This window comes from Burkholderia sp. Ac-20379, from assembly GCF_017104645.1.
In the GTDB taxonomy this organism is placed as follows: domain Bacteria; phylum Pseudomonadota; class Gammaproteobacteria; order Burkholderiales; family Burkholderiaceae; genus Burkholderia.
Map to the genome: position 1 here is coordinate 1 of NZ_JAAGPF010000098.1, position 23,660 is coordinate 23,660.

Sequence of the window (23,660 nt, forward strand, 5' to 3'; positions counted from 1 at the left end):
TTGGCCGGCACCGCGCTCGCGGTGGCCGGCGGCGGCGCGCTCGGCTGGGCGCTGCGCGATGCCTGGCTGAACACGCCGACGTTCGCGCAGCGCTACGACACGCGCCGCGGCGCGTTGCAGACCGTCTCGCTGCCCGACGCCAGCACACTGCAGCTCGATACCGACACGCACGTCGAGGCGCGCTTCTTTCCGAACCGCCGCGAGGTGCACATGCAGCGCGGCCAGGCGATGTTCGCCGTGCAATCGGATGCGGACGCACCGTTCCACGTGTTCGCGCGCGACGTCACCGTCACCGTGGTCGGCACGCGCTTCGCGGTGCGCTGCACCGAGACCGGGCTGGAGCCCGGCAACGTGCGCGTGGACGTCGAGGAAGGCCGCGTGCGCGTGGCGTCGGCCGCACCACGCGCAGCGGGCCGGCCGGCCATCGCGCTCGGCGCGGGCCAGAGCATCGCCACCGATGCCGACGGCCGGTTCGGGCCGATCGCCGCGATCTCGCCGGCCGACGTCGGCGCCTGGCGCGAGGGCCGCGTGCGCTTCGACAACACCACGCTCGCGCGGGCGCTGCAGGAATTCGAGCGCTACGTGCCGACCGGCGTCGCGATCGGCGATGCGTCGGTCGCGGCGCTGCGCCTGACCGGCAGCTTCGATGTCCGGCACGTCGCGAGCTTCGTGCAGGCGCTGCCGCGCGTGCTGCCCGTGCGGATCCGCACGCGCGGCGACGTGACCGAGATCGTGCGCGCGGCCTGATTCGCGCGTTCGTAAAAATTTTTCGCAAGCGACGTCAGGATTCCGCAACGCGATGCGTCTTCTCCCGCAATGACCTTTGTTTCGTTACTTGCCGGAGATGCTGTCGATGCTGTTCCCTCGCCTTCCGCTTGCCGTCATGACGGCGGCCGTGATTCTCGCCGTGGCCGCGTTCGATGCCACCGACGCGCATGCCCAAACGCCCGCCGCTTCGGCGCTCGCTCCGAAGCTCGATGTCTCGATCGCGGCCCAGCCGCTCGGCAGCGCGTTGACCGAGCTCGCGCGCCAGGCGCGGCTGCAATTGCTGGTGGAACCGTCGCTCGTGGCCGGGCGCACCGCGCCGGCCGTCGCCGGGCGGATGACGGCCGAACAGGCCCTGGTGCGCGTGCTCGACGGTAGTCACCTGGTGGCCGAATCGAAGGACGGCACCGTGACCGTGCGTCGGGCACCGGCGGCCTCGGCCGTGTCGGCCCCGGCCGCCGCCGACACGGTGCTGCCAGCCGTCAGCGTGACAGCCAGCGGCGACGCGCCGCAACGCCCCACCGAGCAGACCGGCTCCTACACGATCCGCTCGACCACGGCCGGCAGCAAGATCGCGCTGTCGCCGAAGGAAACGCCGCAATCCGTCTCGGTGCTGACGCGCGCCGAGATGAACGACTTCCAGCTCAACAGCGTGAACGACGCGCTGCGCCACGTGACCGGCGTGACCGTCGAACCCTATGACTCCTACGCGACCGATTTCACGTCGCGCGGCTTCCACATCACCAACCTGCAGTTCGACGGCGTGGGCATGCCGCTCGAATACACCGCGCAATACGGCGACATCGACATGGCGCTGTTCGACCGCGTGGAAGTGCTGCGCGGCGCCGACGGGCTCAACGCCGAAACCGGCAACCCGTCCGCCACCGTCAACTTCATCCGCAAGCGGCCGACCTACCAGTTCCAGGCGTCCGGCAACGTGTCGTACGGCTCGTGGGACACCAAGCGAATCGACGTCGACATCTCGGGGCCGCTGAACAAGGCCGGCACCGTGGCCGGCCGGCTCGTGGCCGTGCATCAGGACGGCGATTCGTTCACCGACCGCCTGAAGCCGAGCAAGGACATCGTCTACGGCGTGCTCGATTTCAACCTGACGCCGAGCACGCTGTTCACCATCGGCGGCAGCTACGAGATCAACCGGTTGAAGGGGTCAAGCTGGGGCGGGCTGCCGTTCCTCGACGCATCGGGCAACCAGCTGAGCTACAGCCGCAGCACGAGCCTCGCGCCGAGCTGGGCCTACTTCGACACGCAGGAACAGCGCGCCTTCGCCGAACTGACGCAGCAACTCGGCAAGCGCTGGACCTGGAAAACCTCGGTCAACTACAACGACATCTACAACAACGCCAAATTCTTCTATCCGTACGGCTCGTTCAATGCGGATGGCTCGGGCGTCAATTCGTACACCTCATCGTATGTGTCGTCGAACCGCCAGCTCGTGCTCGACACCAGCGTGAGCGGCAAGATCGACCTGTTCGGCCGCACCCACGACATCGTGGTGGGCGCGAATTTCTCGCGCTCGCAGTTCACCAACCCGTCCGCCGAGGGCGACACCGACGGCATGCCCGTGGCCTATGCCACGCTGCTGGCCGGCAGCTACCCCGAGCCGGTGTTCGGCGATGCCAGCTCGCATGTCAACTACCTCGACGTGCGGCGCTCGCTGTATGCCTCGTCGCGCTGGAGCCTGACCGACCGCGCCCACCTGCTGCTCGGTATCAACGTCACCCAGGCCGCCAGCAGCGGCAGCTCGAACGGCAGCGGCTACGATCAGCAATCGACCGGCTCCGCGCCGTACCTCGGCCTGACCTACGACCTGACGCGGCAGATCACGGCCTACGCCAGCTTCACGAAAATCTTCAATCCGCAATACCAGCTCGACGCCAGCGGCCAACTGCTCGGGCCCGCGCGCGGACGCAGCGAGGAAGCCGGCATCAAGGGCGCGTTCTTCGACAACCGCGTGAACACGTCGCTGACCGTCTACCGCGTGCATCAGTCGAACATCGCGACCGAGGCCGGCTTCGATCCGAGCACCGCGAATTACTACTATTCCGGCGGCGAGGCGACCTCGACCGGCGTGGAAGCCGAAGTGTCGGGCCAGCTCACGCGCGACTGGAACGTCAGCGCCGGCGCGACGATCATGCGCGTGGTGGATGCCAACGGCAACGCGACGCAACTGTTCGTGCCGCGCAAGGCCGTGCACCTGTCCACCACCTACCGCCTGCCGTTCTTCGACCACAAGCTGACCGTGGGCAGCAACCTGCGCTGGCAGAGCGCCACCTACTACGTGGAGGACGGCGTGGGCACCGCGACGCAGGGCTCGTACGTGGACGTCGACCTGATGGCCCGCTACGAGGTGAACCGCCACTTCACGATCACCGGCACGCTGAACAACGCATTGAACCGGAAGTACTGGTCGACGATGGAATACAGCTACGGCACCTACGGCGCGCCGTTGAACGGCAGCGTGAACCTGACCTGGAAGTATTGAGCGGCGGCGCGTCGCCTTCCCCGGGCGACGCGCGGCAGCGGCGATGGCAACGATGGCGCGGCCCGCTATCGTCGTTGTCACGGCGAGAATGCGATACTCGCGGCTTGCTTCCGCCAACGGCGCGCCGTGCGCTGCTCCGCTTCGAGTCCTCATGCCCCGCAACGAACCCGCCCGTACCGCCGCCAACATCGTTCTCGCCCAACGCCACCGCATCTTCGGCGGCCTGATCCTGGCCATGGTGCTGGCGGCGCTCGACCAGAGCATCGTCTCCACCGCCCTGCCCGTGATCGCGGGCGAGCTGGGCGGCCTTCAGCACCTGACCTGGGTGGTGACCGCCTTCATGCTGACCTCCACGATCAGCGCCCCGCTCTACGGCAAGCTCTCCGACATGTACGGGCGCAAGCCGTTCTTCATTGCGTGCGTCTGCATCTTTCTGGTGGCGTCCGTGCTGTGCGCCACCGCGCAGAGCATGTTCGCGCTGATCGCGTTCCGTGCGTTGCAGGGGCTCGGCGCGGGCGGCCTGATGACGCTCTCGCAGACGATCATCGGCAGCATCGTGCCCGCCGCCGAGCGCGGCAAGTATCAAGGGCTGATGACCGGCACGTTCGCCGTCAGCAGCGTGGTGGGCCCGCTGCTCGGCGGCTTCATCACGAGCCATGCCTCGTGGCGCTGGGTGTTCTACATCAACCTGCCGATCGGCGCGGCCGCGCTCGCGCTCGTGCTGACGTCGCTGCCGAGCCTCGCGCGCGGGCCCGCGCGGCAGATCGATTACCGCGGCGCGGTGCTGATCTGCGCCGGCACCACCAGCCTGCTGCTGTTGCTCAATTCGAGCGCCGCGCACCTGGCGTCCGGACGGCCGCAGACCTGGCTGCTGGCGGTGGTGGCCGCCGCCGCGTTCATGCTGCTGTGGCGCGTGGAGCGCCACGCGCAGGAGCCGTTCATCGATCCCAAGCTGTTCGACAACTTGCCCTACACGACCTGCGTGGCCGCCTCGGGGCTGATGGCGTTCGCGATGATGGGCTCGCTCGTGTTCATGCCGCTGTACTACCAGATGGTGCTGCACCAGTCGCCGCAGCAATCGGGCGCGATGATGCTGCCGCAGGTGGGGATGATGGTGTTGACGTCGTTCGCTGGCGGGCGATTTGCGTCGGGCATTGCGCGCACGGCGAAATTGCTGGCGCTGGGGGTTGGGCTCGAGTGCCTGGGGCTGTGCCTGCTGGCCGTGTGTGCGCATTTCGGCGCGGGCGTGCCGGCGTTTCTGGCGACGATGGCCGTGCTTGGGGCCGGGATGGGCATCGGCATGCCGAATGCGACCGTGATCGTGCAGAACGCGGTGGCCGATCGCGTGCTCGGCGCCGCCACGGCGACGATGGCGTTCGTGCGCTCGCTCGGCGGCTCGTTCGGGGTGGCCGTGTCCGGCGGGATCATGACGTTCGTGCTGAACCGGCAGATCGAGGGATTGGGCGGCGCGGTGGATACGCAGGCGCTGCTCGATCAGGGCATTACCGCGATCGGGAAGCTGCCGGCTGCGCAGCAGGAATTGATCGTCGGGATTTATCGGGTGGCGATTGGGGCGAGTTTGGTGGCGGGCGGGATTTTGATGTTTGGGGGGTTTTTGTTGGTGTTGAGGTTGGCGGTTATGCCGGAGGAGAGGTTGGTGAGGCGGGAGGGGTGAGGGTTGTGGGGTGTGGGTGGGGGTTTTGATTGGTTCAGGTAATGGCTATACGCTGACGTCGGCGGGTAGACGCGCGTAGTTGACGGGCATTCTTCGAGCCCGCTGTCGCCACGGGCAAGCTGGGGACGCATCATTCAAACGGCCGTGTAAATTTTGGGGCCGATGAGGGGGCCGGGGTAAATCAGCGTATATGTTCGTCTGTTTTCGACCCGAAGCCGCCCTTCGTGCCAGTGCTGGAGCTATGGCCGGTTGCGTGCTGGAACGGTCATTCGCCCCCCGTCTCTACGCTGGCAAGTTGTCGGCCATGAGCGACATTTCTGATGCTGCTACTCGAGGGGAGTCTTCAGGCCTATTTCCTGCAATCCAGATTGCCGCCATCACTAATATTGCGTTGGCCGCCGGCAGATGCATACAATCAACACTCAACATTCCGCCGACATTCTTTTATCTGTAGCCTAGGCGCCGGGACGCCTTGACAAGGCTCCTATTGAGTTGGCACTAGAAATATAGTTTTGCCCTTACTAGATGATCGAGGACACTAGCACTCGTGTAGGCAGCGTATGCCTGATACTTGTCCGTCTTACTTCGGTCGCCATAATCGCAGATTGATTTCAATGCGAACGCAATGGGCCGCGGAGCGGTGATATTTGCGGCAGCATAGTAGAGCCCATAGATTTCCATTTCGATGCCAATGAGCTTGCGGTGCTGGGTTACAATATCCGCGACGATACTCTCGTCAGCGATAACTGCTGCGCCGGACGCCAAGGGCCCGATATGCACGCGAAGCTCCGTTTTGGGTTTCGTGTCGGAGGATTCCGCAGCAATTTTCTGCAATAATTCCTTGTCTTTCCTGATCTCAGAAAAAAGAGGTTTGATCTTGGGATCCAATGGAATGGGACGCAAATCGGCGGCAAGTGTCGTCTTACCGCTCTCGACCTTCATTTTTCCACTACCGTAGTCCCAAGAAAGATCAGCAACCAGGACGTCGCCAAAGTTTATATTTTTTTCCTTCTTTACGCCGGCCGCAATACCCGGCATTGCTATGTACTTTGGCCGAAATCTCGACATGATTTTCGTGCTTAGGACTGCCATTGCCGCCATACCCATTTGTGGGGCAGCAGCGGCCACGACCCTGATTTCTCGTCCTGAAGTTATTGTCAGGCGCCCAAAATAATAGGAGGTCGGGTCTCCTTTGTCTGGATGCGATGGGCCTTGCCATTGCCAGTCAAGAGCTAGAACAGCATCAAGTTCAACATCTTCGAGCGCGCAAACCACTGCCAAATCGTAATCAAAGGCCGCGGCGTCGCTGAGCTGTGACTCAAAAACTGATGCAATATAACTTAATTTTCGGGCTAGTAAATCCGACCATGATCTCGAAAGAGGATCGTATCTAATCCATGCGTAAACGCCATCGGTTCCTGAGACGCCTTCATGCTGGTGTGCCTCGTCGAACGCGCTCACGACAAAAAGATATGTTGGAAGGCTAAATGATGGACTCGCGTGTAATTCGGAAATGAAATCGATTCCGGCGGAGACTCGAGAATCGCCCCCTTCCGACTGAGGCATCTTGATGTCAAGGAATAGGACATCACATCGAAACGCTCTAAGTAGTTCCCTGGCTTCGCTTAGTGTCTCTGCTGTCTTAACGGTGTGCGCAACGTCGCATAAAGTTGCATGCACGACAGACTCGATGACGGCCAGCTTAGATTTATCGTCGTCAATGATTACAATATTCACTTTAAACCCCCATTCCCCTCAACGACGTTGATAAAATTTCCCGCCAAGTAGCGTCCGATTCCTGGTAGTGAATTACGTTTAACACCGTATTCTTAAAATCAGATTTCAGGGTCACCGAAAGCTTGGATAAATCCCTCGGATTATCGCCAGAAGCAAAATAATCGAACTGTGTAAGGACAATAACACGCAAATTTTTTATTCTCAATTTAGCCCATGCCAACAAATCCTCTCCCCCGTAAACCAGTACACTAGATTGCAGATTCTCCCCATCCGGATACATCGGCAAGCTCATGTCAAGAACGACCAAATCAAACTGATCGCCTCTCAGTTGAGTTTTCGCTTGCTGAAATGAACGAGCGACCGTCAACGTGCACTGGGGGCGAGTCTCAGCGAAGAAATCTTCGACCTGCCGCAATTTTTCTTCTTGATCTTCAACAATTAGGATCTTCATCCCTTAATCTCGCCAACTTGAATTTGAAGAGTAAGACTGAAAGTTGAAGGGTTGCTATATACTGCTTCAATCTCAAGATCACAATTCAAATCACTCGTGATCAATTTCTTTACTTTTTTCAAACCTGACCGGCCTTCTTCATCCACGCCTTCGTAGTAATTCTTTTTCTCGAGTGACTCGATCGTCGATTGCAGCCTGCTCTCATCTCCCATCAGCCCGAACCCAAACAAATTTGTTCGCGTGTTCTCTATTTTCACTGTGAGAACGTCTTCATTCTCGGAAAGCGAAATCGTCACCTCTGGAGATATCAGGTGGGAATGTGTAACGATATTTTCGAAAAGAATATTGAATGTCGTCAAGAGAGGATGGAAAATCCGTCCTTTAAATGATGAAGTCGTATCATCCCTAACGATTAGCGAAAATTCACACTCTGGATAAAGTTGACGTGTATGCATTTCCGACGTCTGCAAGATCATCGAGAGCCTAAAAGATTCATAGTTGAAAGCTTTACCACGTTTGAACCATGTCACAAGTTCATCTAAATCACGAATGCAATCATTTTTTGATTGAATAAGTAGATTTCGTATTGCAATTTTCGATGTGAAATCAGACTTCGGCATCGCTGTTAGAACCTGATCGTAACAATCAAGAATCTTTTCTTTAAAAATCGAAGTGATATGCTCTCGAATGACCTTAAGCCCAGATTCCGTTCGCTCCCAAAACTGATTCAAAAGAATAGTACAAAAATCATCGTACGTTGTTTTTTCGTTTACAAATCTAGATAGCGCGATAATGTGTCCGGTTGTGTAATTCGATTCTTGATCGATGATAAAATCAAAAGCGCCCGCTTTATTTCTTGATACTCGCGCTTGAAGAACGGTGCCCTTGAACTCTTTGATCACGGCTTCGATATTCGAGTGAAGCTTGCCGACAATTTGACGCATACTTAACCGCTCATGGTCCTCTAGTAGATCAAAAAGGGCTCTGTTCAATACGCGCGCAGAGCTTATTGGATCGACCTCCAAAGACCTTGCAGTAATCCCATGCTTCGCAAGTGACGCCTTTACTTTTCCATCGAGAATGCCGTGTCGAATCGAGACGCTAATCGTGGTGTTAAGGCCGTATCGTTTCTCAAGAACAAAAATATCGCGAAACGCCGTGTAGGGCTGCAATAGCAAAAAATAGTCAGCGTTTGCACCTATTTGCAGCGTCGCAGACTTCTTGTTGCCATCAAACAGTTCCAAAGTCTCTGGCGCTAGATGCCCTTGTTTTCGAATGGCTGCAAGATGATCACGTCCCGAAGTCTCGAATAGACGTCGGACACTGTCTTCATCAACGTAGATTTTTGCTTCGTTGTAGCTTGCGAGTAGGCTTCGCACCGTCAAAAGCTCACGCAAATCAACTGCTTCCTGACGATATTCCCGCTCATGAGCTGAGTCGCTTTGTGCTAAATACTCGCAGATCGCAATACGCTCTTCGTATACTGAAACTTGCGTGGAAAGCGCAAATGATCCTTCACGATGGTCTGGCGTGCAAACGCTTTTCAAAAAGAGGGACTGCTCCCATGCGGACTCAAACGCGGACAGTGGGATGTCTACTGGGTTCCTTACGGAAAAATGATCCAAAATATCATCGATTGCTTCATTTATTTCACGCTTGCGATGCAAGCCTTTGAATTCATCGAAAACAAACAGGAGAATGGGTATGGACGGAATACCTTTTAACTCTTCATAGTAATCTTCCGAACGATACATGTTTAAAAAATCGTCCCAAGGAATATTCTGTCGGATGCTTGGTGACTCTTTGAAATACAAGATAGCGCACCGAATGAATCTTTCCAATTGACCAATAGTCAGCAGAAGCTGCAAATAGAATGCGCGAGCTTTGTTACGAATGTGCAAATTCTCATCTTCCACAACGGCGGAAAACGCAGATAACGCAGCTCCATCGTCGGCGACTGATAATGCCCACCACCCTTGCATGTAAGTGCGATAAGCGTCGTCAGCTATCGCTCTGTCAAGGAGTTCTGAATTCAAATCTTCCTTGTTTCGGATCCGCACTTCGACTTCTGCCATCGAGTGAAGAGAGGATGGACTCTCTGTCAGTTCCGTAAAAATTTTTTCCGGACAATAACGGATCTGCTGATGATCACCTGGAGGAAGCTTGACTGCGAACATTCGGGCGCTTCTATTTGGCTGCTGCCAAGGAAGTTGATTCTGTTGTTCCATTTCAAGTCGCGCAGCCAAGGGTGTCGTCCAACTCGACATCGAAAATCGTTGACAGAGAGCGTAAAGCCGCTCAAGCGCGCCTTCTGAGTCAGAAGTCCGCGCAATAAACTTTTCGAAATCAACGAGGATTGCTGCTCGCAACGACGCCACCTCGGCCCCCGATCGGCCCGGGTTCCATGACGATGCTCGGACCTGAGCGGCCAAAAGATCGCGGGCGTCAAGGCGATCATATTGTGCTTCGGTGCCGGTAAATGCAGCGGCAGACGCTTCGCTGTCGCCATCTAGGTAGTATGTTAGCGAAGCAGGAGGGGCTTGTAGATATTGCTTTGCTGAATTGAGAAAAAGATCGAGTTCTTGAAGAGATTCGTCTCTCACACTACCAAGCAAATGAAGAGCATCGTTAGCAAGCGATTGATGTTCAGACCTAGTGCTAGTCGCCAAGAGCGTAATTACACGATTAAGCGTTAGAAATCGATCGATAAGCGAGGAATTTGCTTCCGCATTCAAAATCGATGCAAAATCGACGTCGTAATATTGCTCGAAATTCCAAGCGTTGGCCTTGAACGTAAAATATTGTTTATCGCGTTCGTGATCCCGGTAGGCCGAAATCGTGTCCAATGCGGAAGTCACCATTTCGAGATAAGCGGTTTGCGACACCGCCTTGTTGCATCGCAACCAGGTAAAGCCCACCAGCATGTTGGAAAGTAGAGGCACCTGCTTCGCGCCATGCCTTACAGACAGCTTTGAAAAAAGTGTAGCTACATCAGCATCGCGTTTTGCTTCACTCAAACAGGCAAAACGGCATTCAATCGACCAAAGGGAAAGCCCGAATTTGTCTTCAACACTATCGAGTATGAACAGTGCTTGATCAAAGTCTGACCGCAAAACAGCCGCTTCGAACGCACTGCGCTTGGAAATGAAACCCGACAACTGTTGCGCGTGCAAGTTACAGAGAATGCTTGACCACAGCAACTCCTGGCGCAAAGACGCCTTTTCGGGTCGCGTACCAGATCTCAAATAGCTCACAGACCGAGGGAATAAATGTCCGAGGAGGAGTGAACTCTTTCGGTCATTCAGTAGTTCGTCTGCTACAGACTCCCATAACGTTTCGGGCGTCCGTTTCAACTGTACAGCGATATTTTTTATACGACCCATGTTTTTTAGTTTCTTTCTAGTCAATAGACCCGTGGTAATAGGATTACACCTGACCCCACACTACTGCAAAAAACCTGTCCGATACAGTTTACTCGAATTCGGCCGCATCAGCCGCGTCGTGTAGGGATGCTAGCAGTGCCACGGATCCCGCAAGACGATGCCTCTAGATTACAAGAGGCACAATCGTCTGCTTCCTGTTCGGAGAGGCGAGAGTCGATGGATGAATTTCCCCCAGCGCTGCTGGAAGTCGGAATCATCGAAAATGGTCCAACAGACTTAGGATCCGTCCCGCCTGAATGTTCCCAATGGCCGATGATACGTCGCGCACTTGATGCAACCGATGACCGTTCGCGCGGCGGAGTAGTCATTTGAATGACTGCTCCGCAGGATGGACAAAGGGCGGCTTATGGCCGAAAGCGAACCGGCGCGACCGGCCGTAGCCGCCCCGAAGCAGCCATCGAGATAAATCCTCACGATAGCGTCCCTTAGTTGTCTTGCTTTGCATGCAAAGTCATCATGATAGCTATTTTTGCGGCTCTAGCCTCCGGAACGAAGCCCCCTGCCACCAGCGCAATTGCGAAAATGATCATGGTAACTGGCATGACGACCAACTCGCTCAACACAAATCCGTGGCTCACGATTTGGCTTTCGGCAATAGCTGCAAACGTGATAAACCAAATCACGAGGAATAACATGACAAACGGGTGGATGCACATGGAAATTTTCACTCGTCGCTCCGCCACCTCCTCTACTATCGATCCGAAAATCACGGGAAGGAAGGAGTTGCGATGCTTGATGTTCGGGCGCAACTTGAAAGAATGGTCGCCAACTTTTCCCACAAATTTTGCAGAATAACCGTTGCACCAAGACTGTTCCATGCTGGTAATAAGCGAAAGCCGGCTCTGAATTTGCTGGCAAGATAGCGAGGTGCGGAATTCAAAATTCGTCAGTGACATGCGGAGGAGGCTCTCCTATTCCCAGTTGGTAGTTATCGACACTGTCGCTCGTAATAACGGTCGTTGAACGCAAAACTTAAGTCGCGAGAAGTTAGGTGGCGTAAATCTTCCTGATAATTGGTGCTTTCCCGACGGGTGTTTGTTTTGTGATGGCGAGTGCGCAGATATGGGCGTTGAGCGCGTCTGCGAAGATCGAAAGATGAAACCATCTTTAACGCCCGAAAAATCCTACTTCGATGCTTTTGTTCCGAGCCGATGGTGCCGTCCGGAAAAAACAGCACTGAGAACTACGTCAACCAGAGCACATGAGAACGACATGCGACATACCAAGCCGCGAGCATCACGCCTCGCATGCCATCCTCAGCAAACCGACTTTGCGATCAACCAAATCCTTTCCCAACGGCGAGAAAATTGTGAGGGTTGAGATTCTCCCATTCTCCCTACCAGATACGGCATAAAATCTGGAATTATCGACCAACCAAGCACCGCCGTCCGCAACGTTCCATTTGACAAGTAAATTCACATACTTATACAAACCCACCTCTCGAACATCGTCGACTCGTGAGGCAGGCTTTCCGAATTGCCGATTCGCTGCCTTGAATAACGACGCAAAACCGAGGGAACGACTGCCCTGGGCCACACTAATGGCTTGAATTTTCCCGTCAACAAGACCTAGACAGACTGGCGCCATCGAGCTGACCGCGTTGTAGTGTTTGACCTCAAAGGCAAAGTCAACCTTTATCCACTCAGGACCATTTCCCACCGCGCCAATCTTCTCAGCGGCCGAATGCTTGAAGCAGGTTGTCGTATCTTCAAAGGTGTACGAAACAGCGGTACCATTTTTCGCAAAGGGGCACTCTGGAATACCAACCGAACCGCCGATTTCGTAGCCAACCAGAGCGATACGACCATCATGCCGAACTATCAACGGATACTGCCCTTTTATATGCTCGACATCATTAAAAAAAGCCAGACTGATGATGTATTGAACAGCAAGGAGGCCAAACGGAAACAATACGATCACAATCATGACCTTGACGTGCATGAACCTGTCACTGTTATTCATTTTCCAATCTCGATTGATCGAATCCCCGCAAGGTTCGGCAAATGCAAGAGCACCTAACCACTCACCCCATGCTTGAATAATTTTCCCACGGCAATTTTCAGATTGAACTGCGCCACCAGGCAACCGCGCCTCGCTCAAGGCAGCGAGTACATGCGCAAATCAGCAATCCCGCTCCCCTAGGCCAAACAGCCAATCCCACCCAAAACCCTGCCCACATCAACCCCACCCCACCGCTCACCCGTTAAAGTAGGCATGCGTTCGCGCGCGACCCCTTGATTATCGCCGCCACGGCATTACACACGGCGATAACAAAAACCCCGCACGCGGCGTAAACGAGCGCGGCCCGCAGGTGCACCACCACCCACGAGCCGCTAACCAGCACCAACTCAAACGAGGAGTTAGTCATGGCTGAATCGAATCATAACGCAGCAATACGTTATCCGGACCGCACCGCTACCATTTGGGAGCATTACCGCCACGACGGCAAAAACACCACAAAGCCCGAATGGCTCGAACCGCGCACGGCAGTCCCGATGATCCGCCTATCAGGAAAATGGATCGAAAAAGCGGGATTTGAGCCGGCGCATCGTGTCCGCATCGAAGTGACGCATGGCCGTTTGGTGATCACGCCGATTCCGGAAGCCGAGAATGAGCTCGAAGCGCACGGCATTCCCACGCTCAATCGCGAAACGGGCTTACGGCGCCGCATCAAGCCGTATTAATCGCCTCGCTCGCCGATAAAAGCAAAAGCGCGCGATGGCCACTCAAGCCATCGCGCGCAGCGAACATCCAACCAACCCATCACACGCCTAAAAAGCCTCAAACCACCGCCGCCCCCCTCAACCGAAACGCCGCCACCGCTTCCCGCAGCCCTTCCGCTTGATCCGCCAGCGCATGCGCCGCCGCCGAGGCCTCCTCCACCAGCGCCGCATTCTGCTGCGTCACTTCATCGAGTTGCGTCACGGCCAGGTTGACCTGTTCGATCCCGGTGGACTGCTCGCCGGCCGCGCTCGAAATCTCGCCGACGATATCGGTCACGCGATGCACCGAATCCACGATCTTGTCGATGATCTCGCCGGCGCTGGCCACTTGCGACGATCCGGCCGCCACGCGCTCGCTCGATTGCGCGATCAGCGTCTTGATCTCGCGCGCCGCCGCGGCGCTGCGTTGCGCCAGCGTGCGCACCTCGCCGGCCACCACGGCGAAGCCGCGGCCCTGCTCGCCGGCGCGGGCGGCTTCCACGGCCGCATTGAGCGCGAGGATATTGGTCTGGAACGCGATGCCATCGATCATCGCGATGATCTCGACCACCTTGTTCGAGCTGTCCGCGATCGATTGCATCGTGCCGATCACGTCGCGCATCACCGTGCCGCCCTGCGTGGCGGTGTCGGCGGCGGCGCCGGCCAGCCCCGAGGCCTGCCGCGCGTTCTCGGCGCTCGTGCGCACCGTGGCGGTCAGTTCCTCCATGCTGGCGGCCGTTTCCTCGAGCGAGGCGGCCTGCTCTTCGGTGCGCTGCGACAGGTTCAGGTTGCCTGCGGCGATCTGCGCGCTGGCCGTGGCCACACCCTCGGCATTGCTGCGCACCTGGCTCACCACGCGCGCCAGGCTGGCCTGCATCTGCGAAAGCGCGGCCAGCAGTTCGGCCGTTTCGTCGTCGCCGCTCGCGTGCAGGTCGGTCGACAGATCGCCGTCGGCCACGTCGCGTGCGAACGCCACGGCGCGATGCAGCGGCCGCGTCACGGTGCGGCTGAACAGCACGCCGCCCACCAGGCCGAGCACGAACACGATGGCCGCGATCACGGCGCTGGCCACGGTGGCGCTGCGCGCGTCGGCAGCCGCCTCGCCCGCGATGCGGGCGTTGTCGGCGGCGATCGTCTGCGCGGCGCGGTCGAGCAGCGTCGACGGCGCGCGATCCACGCCGGCCACCACGGCATCGCCGGCCGTCGGATCTTCCCCGGCCGCCTTGAAGGCCTCGAAGCCCTTCCGGTAGCCCTGGCCCATCTCGGCATGCGCGGCGGCGAATTGCGCCACGAGCGTGCGCGCCTCGCCGTCGGGCAGCTTGGCCTGGAGCTGGGCCGCCAGATCGTCGACGGTGCGCTCGCGCTTCTGGAACGCGCCCCAGTAGCGGTCGAGCTTTTCTGGATCCTTGCCGCGCAGCAGCGTGTCCTTCCATTCCTGCACCTGAAGCTTGAACGCCACGAGCGTCGCCGACACCATGCGCTCGTTGGCGGCGGCGTCCTGCACGCTGGTGCGATAGGTGGCGATGGCGTCGTTGAGCGTGTGGATGCCGTAAAAAGCGCCGGCGGCCATCAACGTGAGAGAAAGGGAAAACGCGAGAGGAATCTTACGGCTGAGCTTCATTGAGGATCTTTTGAGAGGTACTGTCGCATCGAGCATGCGAAGCCTGTTAACGGCCCGGAACCGCCGCTTTGTAGGGGCAAAATCCGAGACATAACTCAGACGAATCAATACCTTACCGATTCGACATGAATCGTTCATGTCGCCGAAAGCTGAATCGTGCGCGCGGAGCAGAAAAGCGTGTGCCTCACCCACTGCGGGCCAATCGACAAGCAAAGCTCAAGCAGCCGGCTCACACGAGAAATACCAAAAATTGGTATATCATTCTCGACCATCAGGAGGTAAACGATGCCGCGGAATACTTCGATCTCGCTGGGCGATCATTTGGCCCAATTTGTAGACGTTCAGGTCGCGTCCGGCCGCTACGGATCGGCCAGTGACGTGGTGCGAGCAGGCCTGCGCCTGCTTGAAACGCAGGAAACCGAACTGAAGGCCCTGCAGGAAGCCTTGCGGGCGGGTGAAGCCTCCGGCCAGCCTGCAGCTTTCGACAGCCAGGCCTTCCTCGCCCGCATGCGCGCCAAACATGGGGGTTGAGGCCCGCGAGGTACGACTGACTCCGATGGCGCAGCGCGATCTCGAGGACATCTGGTCGTACACGTTCGAGCACTGGTCGCTCGATCAAGCTGAGCGCTATGTCGGCGAAATCATCGCCATGTTCGAGATGCTCGCGCAAGGCAAACGGGTCGGAAAACCGAGCAGCGCACGGGACGATTACCTGCGCTACCTCGTCGGCTCACACGTGGTGTTCTACCGCGAAATGCCCCACACACTCGACGTGATCCGGGTACTGCATCAGCGCATGGACGTCGACCGACACTTGTAGGCATCGCCCGCCCTACGCGCCAGCATCGATGCCCCCAAAACAAAACGCCACCCAAAAGGGTGGCGTTTCGCATCTTGCCGTTCACAGCCAGGCAGCGGCCCGATCAGTCCTCGAGCTGCGACAAATCCCGCACCGCGCCCTTGTCCGCCGACATCACCAGCTTCGCATAGGCCTTCAGCGCGGCCGACACCTTGCGCGGGCGCGGCAGCGCCGGCTTCCAGCCCTTCGCGTCCTGCTCGGCGCGGCGCTTCGCCAGCTCTTCGTCGCTCACCAGCACGTCGATCGTGCGGTTCGGGATGTCGATGCGGATCCGGTCGCCGTTGCGCACCAGGCCGATCGCACCGCCCGCTGCCGCTTCCGGCGAGCAATGGCCGATCGACAGGCCCGAGGTGCCACCCGAGAACCGGCCGTCGGTCAGCAGCGCGCACGCCTTGCCGAGGCCCTTCGACTTGATATAGCTGGTCGGGTAGAGCATTTCCTGCATGCCCGGGCCGCCCTTCGGGCCTTCGTAGCGCACCACCACCACGTCGCCGGCCTGCACCTTGTCGGCGAGAATGTTCTCGACCGCTTCGTCCTGCGATTCGACCACGTGCGCCGGGCCTTCGAACACGTGGATCGATTCGTCCACGCCGGCCGTCTTCACGACGCAGCCGTTCAGCGCGATGTTGCCGGTCAGCACGGCCAGGCCGCCTTCCTTGCTGAACGCGTGCTCGTACGAGCGGATGCAGCCTTCGGCGCGATCGAGGTCGAGGCTCGGCCAGCGGGCGTCCTGGCTGAACGCCACCTGCGTCGGGATCCCGCCCGGGCCGGCCATGTAGAACTTCTGCACGGCGGCGTCGTCGGTCAGCGCGATGTCCCACTGCTTCAGCGCGTCGCCGAGCGTCTTGGCATGCACGGTCGGCACGTCGGTGTGCAGCTTGCCGGCGCGCTCGAGCTCGCCGAGGATCGCCATGATGCCGCCGGCGCGATGCACGTCTTCGATGTGGTACTTGTTCGTGTTCGGCGCGACCTTGCACAGCTGCGGCACGGTGCGCGACAGGCGATCGATGTCGTTCATCGAGAAATCGATCTCGGCTTCCTGCGCGATCGCCAGCAAGTGGAGAATCGTGTTGGTCGAGCCGCCCATCGCGATGTCCAGCGTGATCGCGTTCTCGAACGCCTTGAAGCCGACCGAGCGCGGCAGCACCTTCTCGTCTTCCTGCTCGTAGTACTGGCGGGCCAGTTCCACGATGCGGCTGCCGGCGCGCTTGAACAGTTGCTCGCGGTCGGCGTGCGTGGCCACCACGGTGCCGTTGCCCGGCAGCGACAGGCCCAGCGCCTCGGTCAGGCAGTTCATCGAGTTCGCCGTGAACATGCCCGAGCACGAACCGCAGGTCGGGCAGGCCGAGCGTTCGACTTCGGCCACGTCCTCGTCGCTGACGCGGCTGTCGGCGGCCATCACCATGGCGTCGATCAGGTCGAGCTTCTTGATCTGGATGGTGTTGGTGCCCGGCACGGCCAGCTTGGCCTTGCCGGCTTCCATCGGGCCGCCCGACACGAAGATCACGGGGATGTTCAGGCGCATCGCGGCCATCAGCATGCCGGGGGTGATCTTGTCGCAGTTCGAGATGCAGACCATCGCGTCGGCGCAGTGCGCGTTCACCATGTACTCGACCGAGTCGGCAATGATGTCGCGGCTCGGCAGCGAATACAGCATGCCGTCGTGGCCCATCGCGATGCCGTCGTCGACGGCGATGGTGTTGAATTCCTTGGCGACGCCGCCGGCGGCTTCGATCTCACGCGCGACGAGCTGGCCGAGATCCTTCAGGTGGACGTGGCCGGGCACGAACTGCGTGAACGAATTGACGACCGCGATGATCGGCTTCGAGAAATCTTCGTCCTTCATGCCGGTGGCGCGCCAGAGCGAGCGCGCGCCTGCCATGTTGCGGCCGGCGGTGGATGTTTTGGAACGGTATGCGGGCATTGTTGTGGTAGCGAAACAGAAGGTGACCGGGAAAAACGGCGGTCGCGGCGAATCAGGCCTTTGGGCTCGCCGCAACGCACCGGTGCGCACCACAACAGGCGCCTTTTGAGCGCCCGCCGATGCAAACCTGAACGATTATGCCGCACCGTGCGCAGGCTTGCGCGCGGTCAGGCGTTGCGCGTTCAGGCGGCTATCGCGCTGCCTGAAGGCACGGGCGCGATCGTCCGACGCGCCGAATTCGATACAACGAACTGCATGGCGCGCGGCGCGGGCGGCCGGCTCGTCGTGAGCCGCCGGGCCCGGTGCCGCGCACCGGAACTCAACCGATCCAGCGGCGCGCGTTGCGGAACACGCGCATCCACGGGCTCGCCTCGCCCCAGCCTTCGGGCGACCAGCTCATCTGCACGGTGCGGTGCACGCGCTCCGTGTGCGGCATCAGCACCGTGAAGCGGCCGTCGGCCGTGGTGACCGAGGTGATGCCGGCCGGCGAGCCGTTCGGGTTGAACGGGTAACGCTCGGTGGCCTGGCCGCGGTGATCGACGTAACGCATCGCCACGGCCACGCGGCTCGCGTCGCCCTGCTGCGAGAAATCGGCGAAGCCTTCGCCGTGCGCGACGGCCACCGGAATGCGCGAGCCTTCCATGCCGGCGAAGAAGATCGACGGCGACGGCTGCACTTCCACGAGCGAGAAGCGCGCTTCGAACTGCTCGGACTTGTTGCGCGTGAACTTCGGCCAGGCTTCGGCGCCGGGGATCATCGAGGCGATGCTCGACAGCATCTGGCAGCCGTTGCAGATACCGAGCGCGAACGTGTCCTGGCGCGCGAAGAACGTCGAGAACATCTCGGCCAGCCCTTCGTTGAAGCGGATCGTCTTGGCCCAGCCTTCGCCGGCGCCGAGCACGTCGCCGTACGAGAAGCCGCCGCACGCCACCGCGCCGGCGAAGTCCGCCAGGTTGGCGCGGCCGGCCAGCAGGTCGCTCATGTGGACGTCGTGCGCGTCGAAGCCGGCGCGGTCGAACGCATAAGCCGTTTCGAGGTGCGAGTTCACGCCCTGCTCGCGCAGGATCGCGACGCGCGGGCGCGCGCCGGTGGCGATGAACGGCGCGGCCACGTCGTCAGCGGCGTCGAACGTCAGCACCGGCTGCATGCCCGGATCGGCGGCGTCGAGCAGCGTGTCGTACTCGCCGTCGGCGCAGGCCGGGTTGTCGCGCAGGCGCGCGATGCGCCAGCTCACTTCGCTCCAGGCGCGTTGCAGTTCGGCGCGCGGCGCTTCGTAGATCTTCTTGGCGTCGCGGAACACTTCCACCGTGTCGCGCTCGTTGACCGAGCCGATCACGTGCGAGCAGGTCGACAGGCCGTGTTCGCGCAGCGAGGCCAGCACGGCGTCGCGGTCGGCGGCGCGCACCTGCACCACGGCGCCCAGTTCCTCGCTGAACAGCGCGCGGATCGTGCGATCCTCGCGGCGGCCGCTGGTCTGCTTGGCCCAATCCTTCGCGTCGCCGAAATCGGATTCGTGGTTCGGGTCGAGCGTCAGCATGTCGACGTTCAGCGACACGCCGGCGTGGCCCGCGAACGCCATTTCGCAGACGGTCGCCCACAGGCCGCCGTCCGAGCGGTCGTGGTACGCCAGCAGCTTGCCGTCGGCGTTCAGCGACTGGATCGCGTTGAAGAAGCGCTTGAGATCTTCGGGATCGTCCACGTCCGGCGTGGCGTCGCCCACCTGCTGCGTGACCTGCGCCAGGATGCTGCCGCCCATGCGGTGCTTGCCGCGGCCGAGGTCGATCGCGATCAGCACGCTGTCGCCGGCATCGGCCACGCGGCGCAATTGCGGCGTCAGGTGGCGGCGCACGTCTTCCACGGGCGCGAACGCCGAGATGATCAGCGACACGGGCGAGACGACTTCCTTCGCCACGCCGTCGTCGTTCCACTTGGTCTTCATCGACAGCGAATCCTTGCCGACCGGAATGCCGATGCCGAGCGCCGGGCACAACTCCATGCCGATCGCCTTGACCGTGTCGTACAGCGCGGCGTCTTCGCCGGCGGTGCCGCACGAGGCCATCCAGTTGGCCGACAGCTTGAGCTTGTCGAGCGACGCGATCGGCGCCGACGCGATGTTGGTGATCGCCTCGCCCACCGCCATGCGGCCCGAGGCCGGCGAATCGATCACGGCCAGCGGCGTGCGCTCGGCCATCGTCATCGCCTCGCCGGCAAACCCGGCGTAGTCGAGCGCCGTGACGGCGCAGTCGGCCACCGGCACCTGCCACGGGCCGACCATCTGGTCGCGCACCGTGGTGCCGCCCACCGAACGGTCGCCGATCGTGATCAGGAACGACTTGCTGCCGACCGTCGGGTGCTTGAGCACGCTGACGGCGGCGTCGGCCAGCGACAGGCTGGTGACGTCCACCGGTGCGCGCTCGACGCTCACGCGCGTCACGTCGCGGTGCATCTTCGGCGGCTTGCCGAGCAGCACGTCCATCGGCATGTCGACCGGATGCGAATCGGCGCCTTCGGTGGCGTCGTCGACGAGCTTCAGCTCGCGTTCCTCGGTGGCCACGCCGATCACGGCGAACGGGCAGCGCTCGCGCGCGCAGATCGCCTCGAAGCGCGGCAGATCGGCCGGCGCGATCGCCAGGACGTAACGCTCCTGCGATTCGTTCGACCAGATTTCACGCGGCGACAGGCCGCTTTCCTCGAGCTGGATCTTGCGCAGCTCGAAGCGCGCGCCCTTGTCGGCGCCGTCGACCAGTTCGGGGAACGCGTTCGACAGGCCGCCCGCGCCGACGTCGTGGATCGACAGGATCGGGTTGGTCTCGCCGAGCTGCCAGCAGCCGTTGATGACTTCCTGCGCACGGCGTTCGATTTCCGGGTTGCCGCGCTGGACCGAATCGAAATCGAGTTCGGCCGTGTTCGCGCCGGTGGCCATCGAGCTGGCCGCGCCGCCGCCCATGCCGATCCGCATGCCGGGGCCGCCGATCTGGATCAGCAGCGTGCCGGCCGGCAGGTCGTGCTTGTGGGTGTGGCCGTCGGAGATGTTGCCGATGCCGCCGGCGATCATGATCGGCTTGTGATAGCCGCGCACGGTGCCGCCGACGTTCTGTTCGTAGACGCGGAAGTAGCCGCCGAGGTTCGGGCGGCCGAATTCGTTGTTGAACGCGGCGCCGCCGAGCGGGCCGTCGATCATGATCTGCAGCGGCGAGGCGATGCGGTCCGGGCGGCCATACGGCGCGTGGGCGTCCGCCGGGTTGCGCTCGGCCACCGGCTGGGCGGCGTCGCGGGCGTTTTCCCAGGCTTCGCGGGCGTCCGGCAGATCGAGGTTCGATACCGTGAAACCGGCCAGGCCGGCCTTCGGACGCGCGCCGCGGCCCGTCGCGCCTTCGTCGCGGATCTCGCCGCCCGCGCCGGTTGCTGCGCCGGCGAACGGCGAGATCGCGGTCGGGTGATTGTGCGTCTCGACCTTCATCAGCGTGTGCGTGAGCTCGCTGTGGCGGCCGTACTGCTCGGCCGGCTGGCCGCCGGCGCCCGCGCCGCGCGGGAACCAGCGCTCGGCCTGCGCGCCGCGCATGATCGAGGAGTTGTCCGAATAGGCGACGATCGTGCCTTGCGGGCTGATCTTCTCGGTGTTGCGGATCATCGCGAACAGCGACATGTCCTGCTTCGCGCCGTCGATCGTCCAGTCGGCGTTGAAGATCTTGTGGCGGCAGTGCTCGCTGTTGGCCTGCGCGAACATCATCAGTTCGACGTCGGTGGGATTGCGTTCGAGCTTCGTGAACGCATCGACGAGGTAGACGATTTCGTCGTCGGCCAGCGCGAGGCCCAGCTCGGCGTTGGCGGCTTCGAGCGCGGCGCGGCCCTGGCCCAGCACGTCGACGCGGCCCAGCGCCTTGGCCGGCAGTTCGGCGAACAGGTGGTTCGCGTCGTCGCGCGCGGCCACCACGGTTTCGGTCATGCGGTCGTGCAGCGCGGCGGCCACGGCGGCGCGCGCCTCGGCCGACAGCGCCTTCTTGCCGCCCATGCCGAGCAGGCCGGCCTTCAGCGTGACGGTGAACTCGACGCCGCGTTCGATGCGACGCACCTTGGCGAGGCCGCAGTGCAGCGCGATGTCGGTTGCCTTGCTGGCCCACGGCGACACGGTGCCCAGACGCGGCAGCACGATGAAGGTGTCGGTGGCGCCCTTCTCGGCGGCCGCCTCGAACGGCGCGCCGTAGTGCATCAGCGCGTCGATGCGGGCCGCTTCATCGGCGGCGAGCGCGTCGGACGCGTTGACGAAATGCAGGTACTGGCCGCGAATGGCCACGATATCGCCGTCGATCTGCTTGAGCGTGTCGAGCAGGCGGGCTTGGCGGAAATCGGACAGGGCGGCGGCGCCGGGGAAACACGAGAAGTGGGCCATGGGCTGGACGGACATCGATGAGTCGCGAAAAAACGGCGACATTGGGGCGAAAGGAAGGCCGTAATTATACCCGGAAGTCGGCTCTCCCTAGGTGCTTCCGGGCCAAGCCCGGCCGGCGAATCGGCGGATCGTGTCCAATCCGCCACGGCGCGGCGCGGCGGCCCCGGCCGCAAGGCCGAATCCGCCAGCGCCCGGTTTGGCGCTATCATTCGCGGTTCACCGGGTTCCACACGGCCCTCAAGGAAGACCAGACCCCGGGTCGCCACGCGGCTCGTCATCGAATCACAACATGGATGTCATCGTCATCGGCGGCGGAATCGGCGGCGTCGCCACCGCCTACCAGTTGCGTGCCGCCGGCCATCGCGTCTGCGTGGTCGAGCGTCACGCCACCGTCGCCCAGGGCGCGACCTACGGCCATGGCGGCCTCGTGCTGCCCACGCCGCTCGACGTCTGGTTCGGCCCGACCTTCATGCACCACCGCCGCGCGCTGCGCAGCGGCGTCGTCTACAAGCCGGGCCTGAACGGCGCGCTGCGCCGCTTCACGCGCGAACTCGCCAAACTGCGCGACCCCGAGGCGTTCACGGCCCACTTCGCGAAGCTCAAGCCGCTGGTGGATCTGTCGCGCGAATCGATCGCCGACATCGAACGCCGCTTCGGCCTGGAATTCGAACAGCGCCCCGGCGTGCTGCACGTGATCCGCGACAAGCCGGAATGGGAGCAGGCCCAGCCCGCGCTCGACCTGCTGCGCGCCAACGAAGTCCCGCACCAGATCCTCACGGCCGAGGAATGCACGGCGCTCGAACACTCGGTGCCGGCCGATCCGACGTTCGCCGGCGGCGTGCTGCTCGAATTCGAGCGCACCGGGAACTGTCCCCTGTTCGCGAAGCTGGTCAAGCAGACGCTCGACGAGCACGGCGTGCAGTTCATGTTCGGCCGCACCGTCACGGCGATCCGCGTCGAGGCGAACCGGGCGGCCGTCGAGCTGGCGCCGGAACCGGGCGACCGGCTCGGCGCGCGCGGCAAGGAAGTGGACGTGATCTCGGCCGATGCCGTGGTGGTCGCGGCCGGCACCGGCAGCGTGCCGCTGCTGACGCGGCTCGGCGTGACGCTGCCGCTGCATCCGGTGCGCGTCAATGCGCTGACGGCGCCGGTCGCCTACGAGGAACACGCGCCGCATCTCACGGTCATCGATTCGATCAAGCGGATCGCCATGACGCGCATGCATCAGCGCGTGCGCATCAGCGGCGCGCCGGTGCTGCAAAGCGAGAAGGACACGGCCAAGCCGCTGCCGGCCGCGCTCAACGACGAGGCGCTGGCGCTGCTCGGCCAGGCCACCCACGACTGGATTCCAGGCGCGGCGAAGATCTCGGCCGCGCTGCCGTGGCAGGACACACGGCTGCTGTCGCCGGACGGCCTGCCGGTGGTCGGGCCGACGCACCACCCGCGCGTGTTCGTCAATCTCGGGCACGGGCCGGCCGGCTGGGGCCTGGCCTGCGGCTCTGCTAGAGTGGTGAGCGATTACCTCGGCGGCACCGGGCATCAAGTGCCGGCCGAGACGCTCGCCGCGCTGCGCGCGGATCGCTTCGCCAC

The 23,660-nt window shown here is 61.4% G+C and carries 16 protein-coding genes; 8 read left to right on the forward strand and 8 right to left on the reverse strand.

Annotated elements, in window-relative coordinates:
• The 3 genes from G3N92_RS15095 to G3N92_RS15105 form a co-directional block, all read left to right on the forward strand.
• Window positions 1-747, forward strand: a 747-nt coding sequence (locus G3N92_RS15095; protein WP_339385921.1) for a FecR domain-containing protein, incomplete at its 5' end; no start/stop codon positions are given.
• Between the two features lie 106 nt (window positions 748-853).
• Window positions 854-3,268 carry a TonB-dependent receptor gene (locus G3N92_RS15100; protein ID WP_206128337.1) on the forward strand — a complete coding sequence of 805 codons (2,415 nt, stop codon included), beginning with the start codon at window positions 854-856 and terminating at the stop codon, window positions 3,266-3,268.
• Window positions 3,269-3,419: 151 nt separating this feature from the next.
• Window positions 3,420-4,943, forward strand: a complete 1,524-nt coding sequence (locus tag G3N92_RS15105; RefSeq protein ID WP_241014800.1) for an MDR family MFS transporter — start codon at window positions 3,420-3,422, stop codon at window positions 4,941-4,943.
• Window positions 4,944-5,441: 498 nt separating this feature from the next.
• Here the strand turns inward: G3N92_RS15105 and G3N92_RS15110 are convergent, their stop codons facing one another.
• The 5 genes from G3N92_RS15110 to G3N92_RS15130 all read right to left on the reverse strand — a co-directional run bounded on the left by G3N92_RS15110 (window position 5,442) and on the right by G3N92_RS15130 (window position 12,674).
• Window positions 5,442-6,680, reverse strand: a complete 1,239-nt coding sequence (locus tag G3N92_RS15110) for a response regulator (RefSeq protein ID WP_206128338.1) — start codon at window positions 6,678-6,680, stop codon at window positions 5,442-5,444.
• A gap of 1 nt (window position 6,681) precedes the next feature.
• Window positions 6,682-7,131, reverse strand: a complete 450-nt coding sequence (locus G3N92_RS15115) for a response regulator (protein ID WP_206128339.1) — start codon at window positions 7,129-7,131, stop codon at window positions 6,682-6,684.
• On the reverse strand, window positions 7,128-10,289 hold the full coding sequence (locus G3N92_RS15120) for a hypothetical protein (RefSeq protein WP_206128340.1): 3,162 nt from the start codon (window positions 10,287-10,289) through the stop codon (window positions 7,128-7,130). Before G3N92_RS15120 ends, G3N92_RS15115 begins: the two co-directional genes overlap by 4 nt.
• Before the next feature lie 710 nt (window positions 10,290-10,999).
• Window positions 11,000-11,470 carry a hypothetical protein gene (locus G3N92_RS15125; protein ID WP_206128341.1) on the reverse strand — a complete coding sequence of 157 codons (471 nt, stop codon included), beginning with the start codon at window positions 11,468-11,470 and terminating at the stop codon, window positions 11,000-11,002.
• A gap of 340 nt (window positions 11,471-11,810) precedes the next feature.
• A complete protein-coding gene (locus G3N92_RS15130) occupies window positions 11,811-12,674 on the reverse strand; it encodes a hypothetical protein (protein ID WP_206128342.1) in 864 nt (287 codons plus the stop codon).
• Between the two features lie 266 nt (window positions 12,675-12,940).
• Here G3N92_RS15130 and G3N92_RS15135 point away from each other — a divergent pair, with 266 nt between their 5' ends.
• Window positions 12,941-13,258, forward strand: a complete 318-nt coding sequence (locus tag G3N92_RS15135) for a SymE family type I addiction module toxin (protein WP_206128343.1) — start codon at window positions 12,941-12,943, stop codon at window positions 13,256-13,258.
• A gap of 97 nt (window positions 13,259-13,355) precedes the next feature.
• Here G3N92_RS15135 and G3N92_RS15140 read toward each other — a convergent pair whose 3' ends face one another.
• Window positions 13,356-14,897 (reverse strand): methyl-accepting chemotaxis protein, encoded by a 1,542-nt coding sequence (locus G3N92_RS15140; RefSeq protein ID WP_206128344.1) that lies wholly within the window; start codon window positions 14,895-14,897, stop codon window positions 13,356-13,358.
• A gap of 285 nt (window positions 14,898-15,182) precedes the next feature.
• Between G3N92_RS15140 and G3N92_RS15145 the strand changes: the two genes are divergently transcribed.
• Complete coding sequence (locus G3N92_RS15145) at window positions 15,183-15,428, forward strand: type II toxin-antitoxin system ParD family antitoxin (protein ID WP_206128345.1); 246 nt, start codon at window positions 15,183-15,185, stop codon at window positions 15,426-15,428.
• The gene (locus tag G3N92_RS15150) at window positions 15,418-15,717 is read left to right on the forward strand and encodes a type II toxin-antitoxin system RelE/ParE family toxin (protein WP_206128346.1); all 300 of its coding nucleotides are present in this window, start codon (window positions 15,418-15,420) and stop codon (window positions 15,715-15,717) included. The genes G3N92_RS15145 and G3N92_RS15150 overlap by 11 nt, the downstream gene beginning before the upstream one ends.
• A 103-nt stretch (window positions 15,718-15,820) precedes the next feature.
• On the opposite strand, the gene ilvD is transcribed toward G3N92_RS15150, so the two are convergent.
• A complete protein-coding gene (gene ilvD / locus G3N92_RS15155) occupies window positions 15,821-17,638 on the reverse strand; it encodes a dihydroxy-acid dehydratase (protein ID WP_241014801.1) in 1,818 nt (605 codons plus the stop codon).
• Here ilvD and G3N92_RS34955 point away from each other — a divergent pair.
• The gene (locus G3N92_RS34955; RefSeq protein WP_241014803.1) at window positions 17,571-17,789 is read left to right on the forward strand and encodes a hypothetical protein; all 219 of its coding nucleotides are present in this window, start codon (window positions 17,571-17,573) and stop codon (window positions 17,787-17,789) included. The genes ilvD and G3N92_RS34955 overlap by 68 nt on opposite strands.
• Window positions 17,790-17,999: 210 nt before the next feature.
• Here G3N92_RS34955 and purL read toward each other — a convergent pair whose 3' ends face one another.
• Window positions 18,000-22,070: a phosphoribosylformylglycinamidine synthase gene (gene purL, locus G3N92_RS15160; RefSeq protein ID WP_206128350.1), complete on the reverse strand. Its 4,071-nt coding sequence runs from the start codon at window positions 22,068-22,070 to the stop codon at window positions 18,000-18,002.
• A 289-nt stretch (window positions 22,071-22,359) separates the two neighbouring features.
• Between purL and G3N92_RS15165 the strand changes: the two genes are divergently transcribed.
• Window positions 22,360-23,660, forward strand: a 1,301-nt coding sequence (locus G3N92_RS15165; RefSeq protein ID WP_206128348.1) for an FAD-dependent oxidoreductase, incomplete at its 3' end; no start/stop codon positions are given.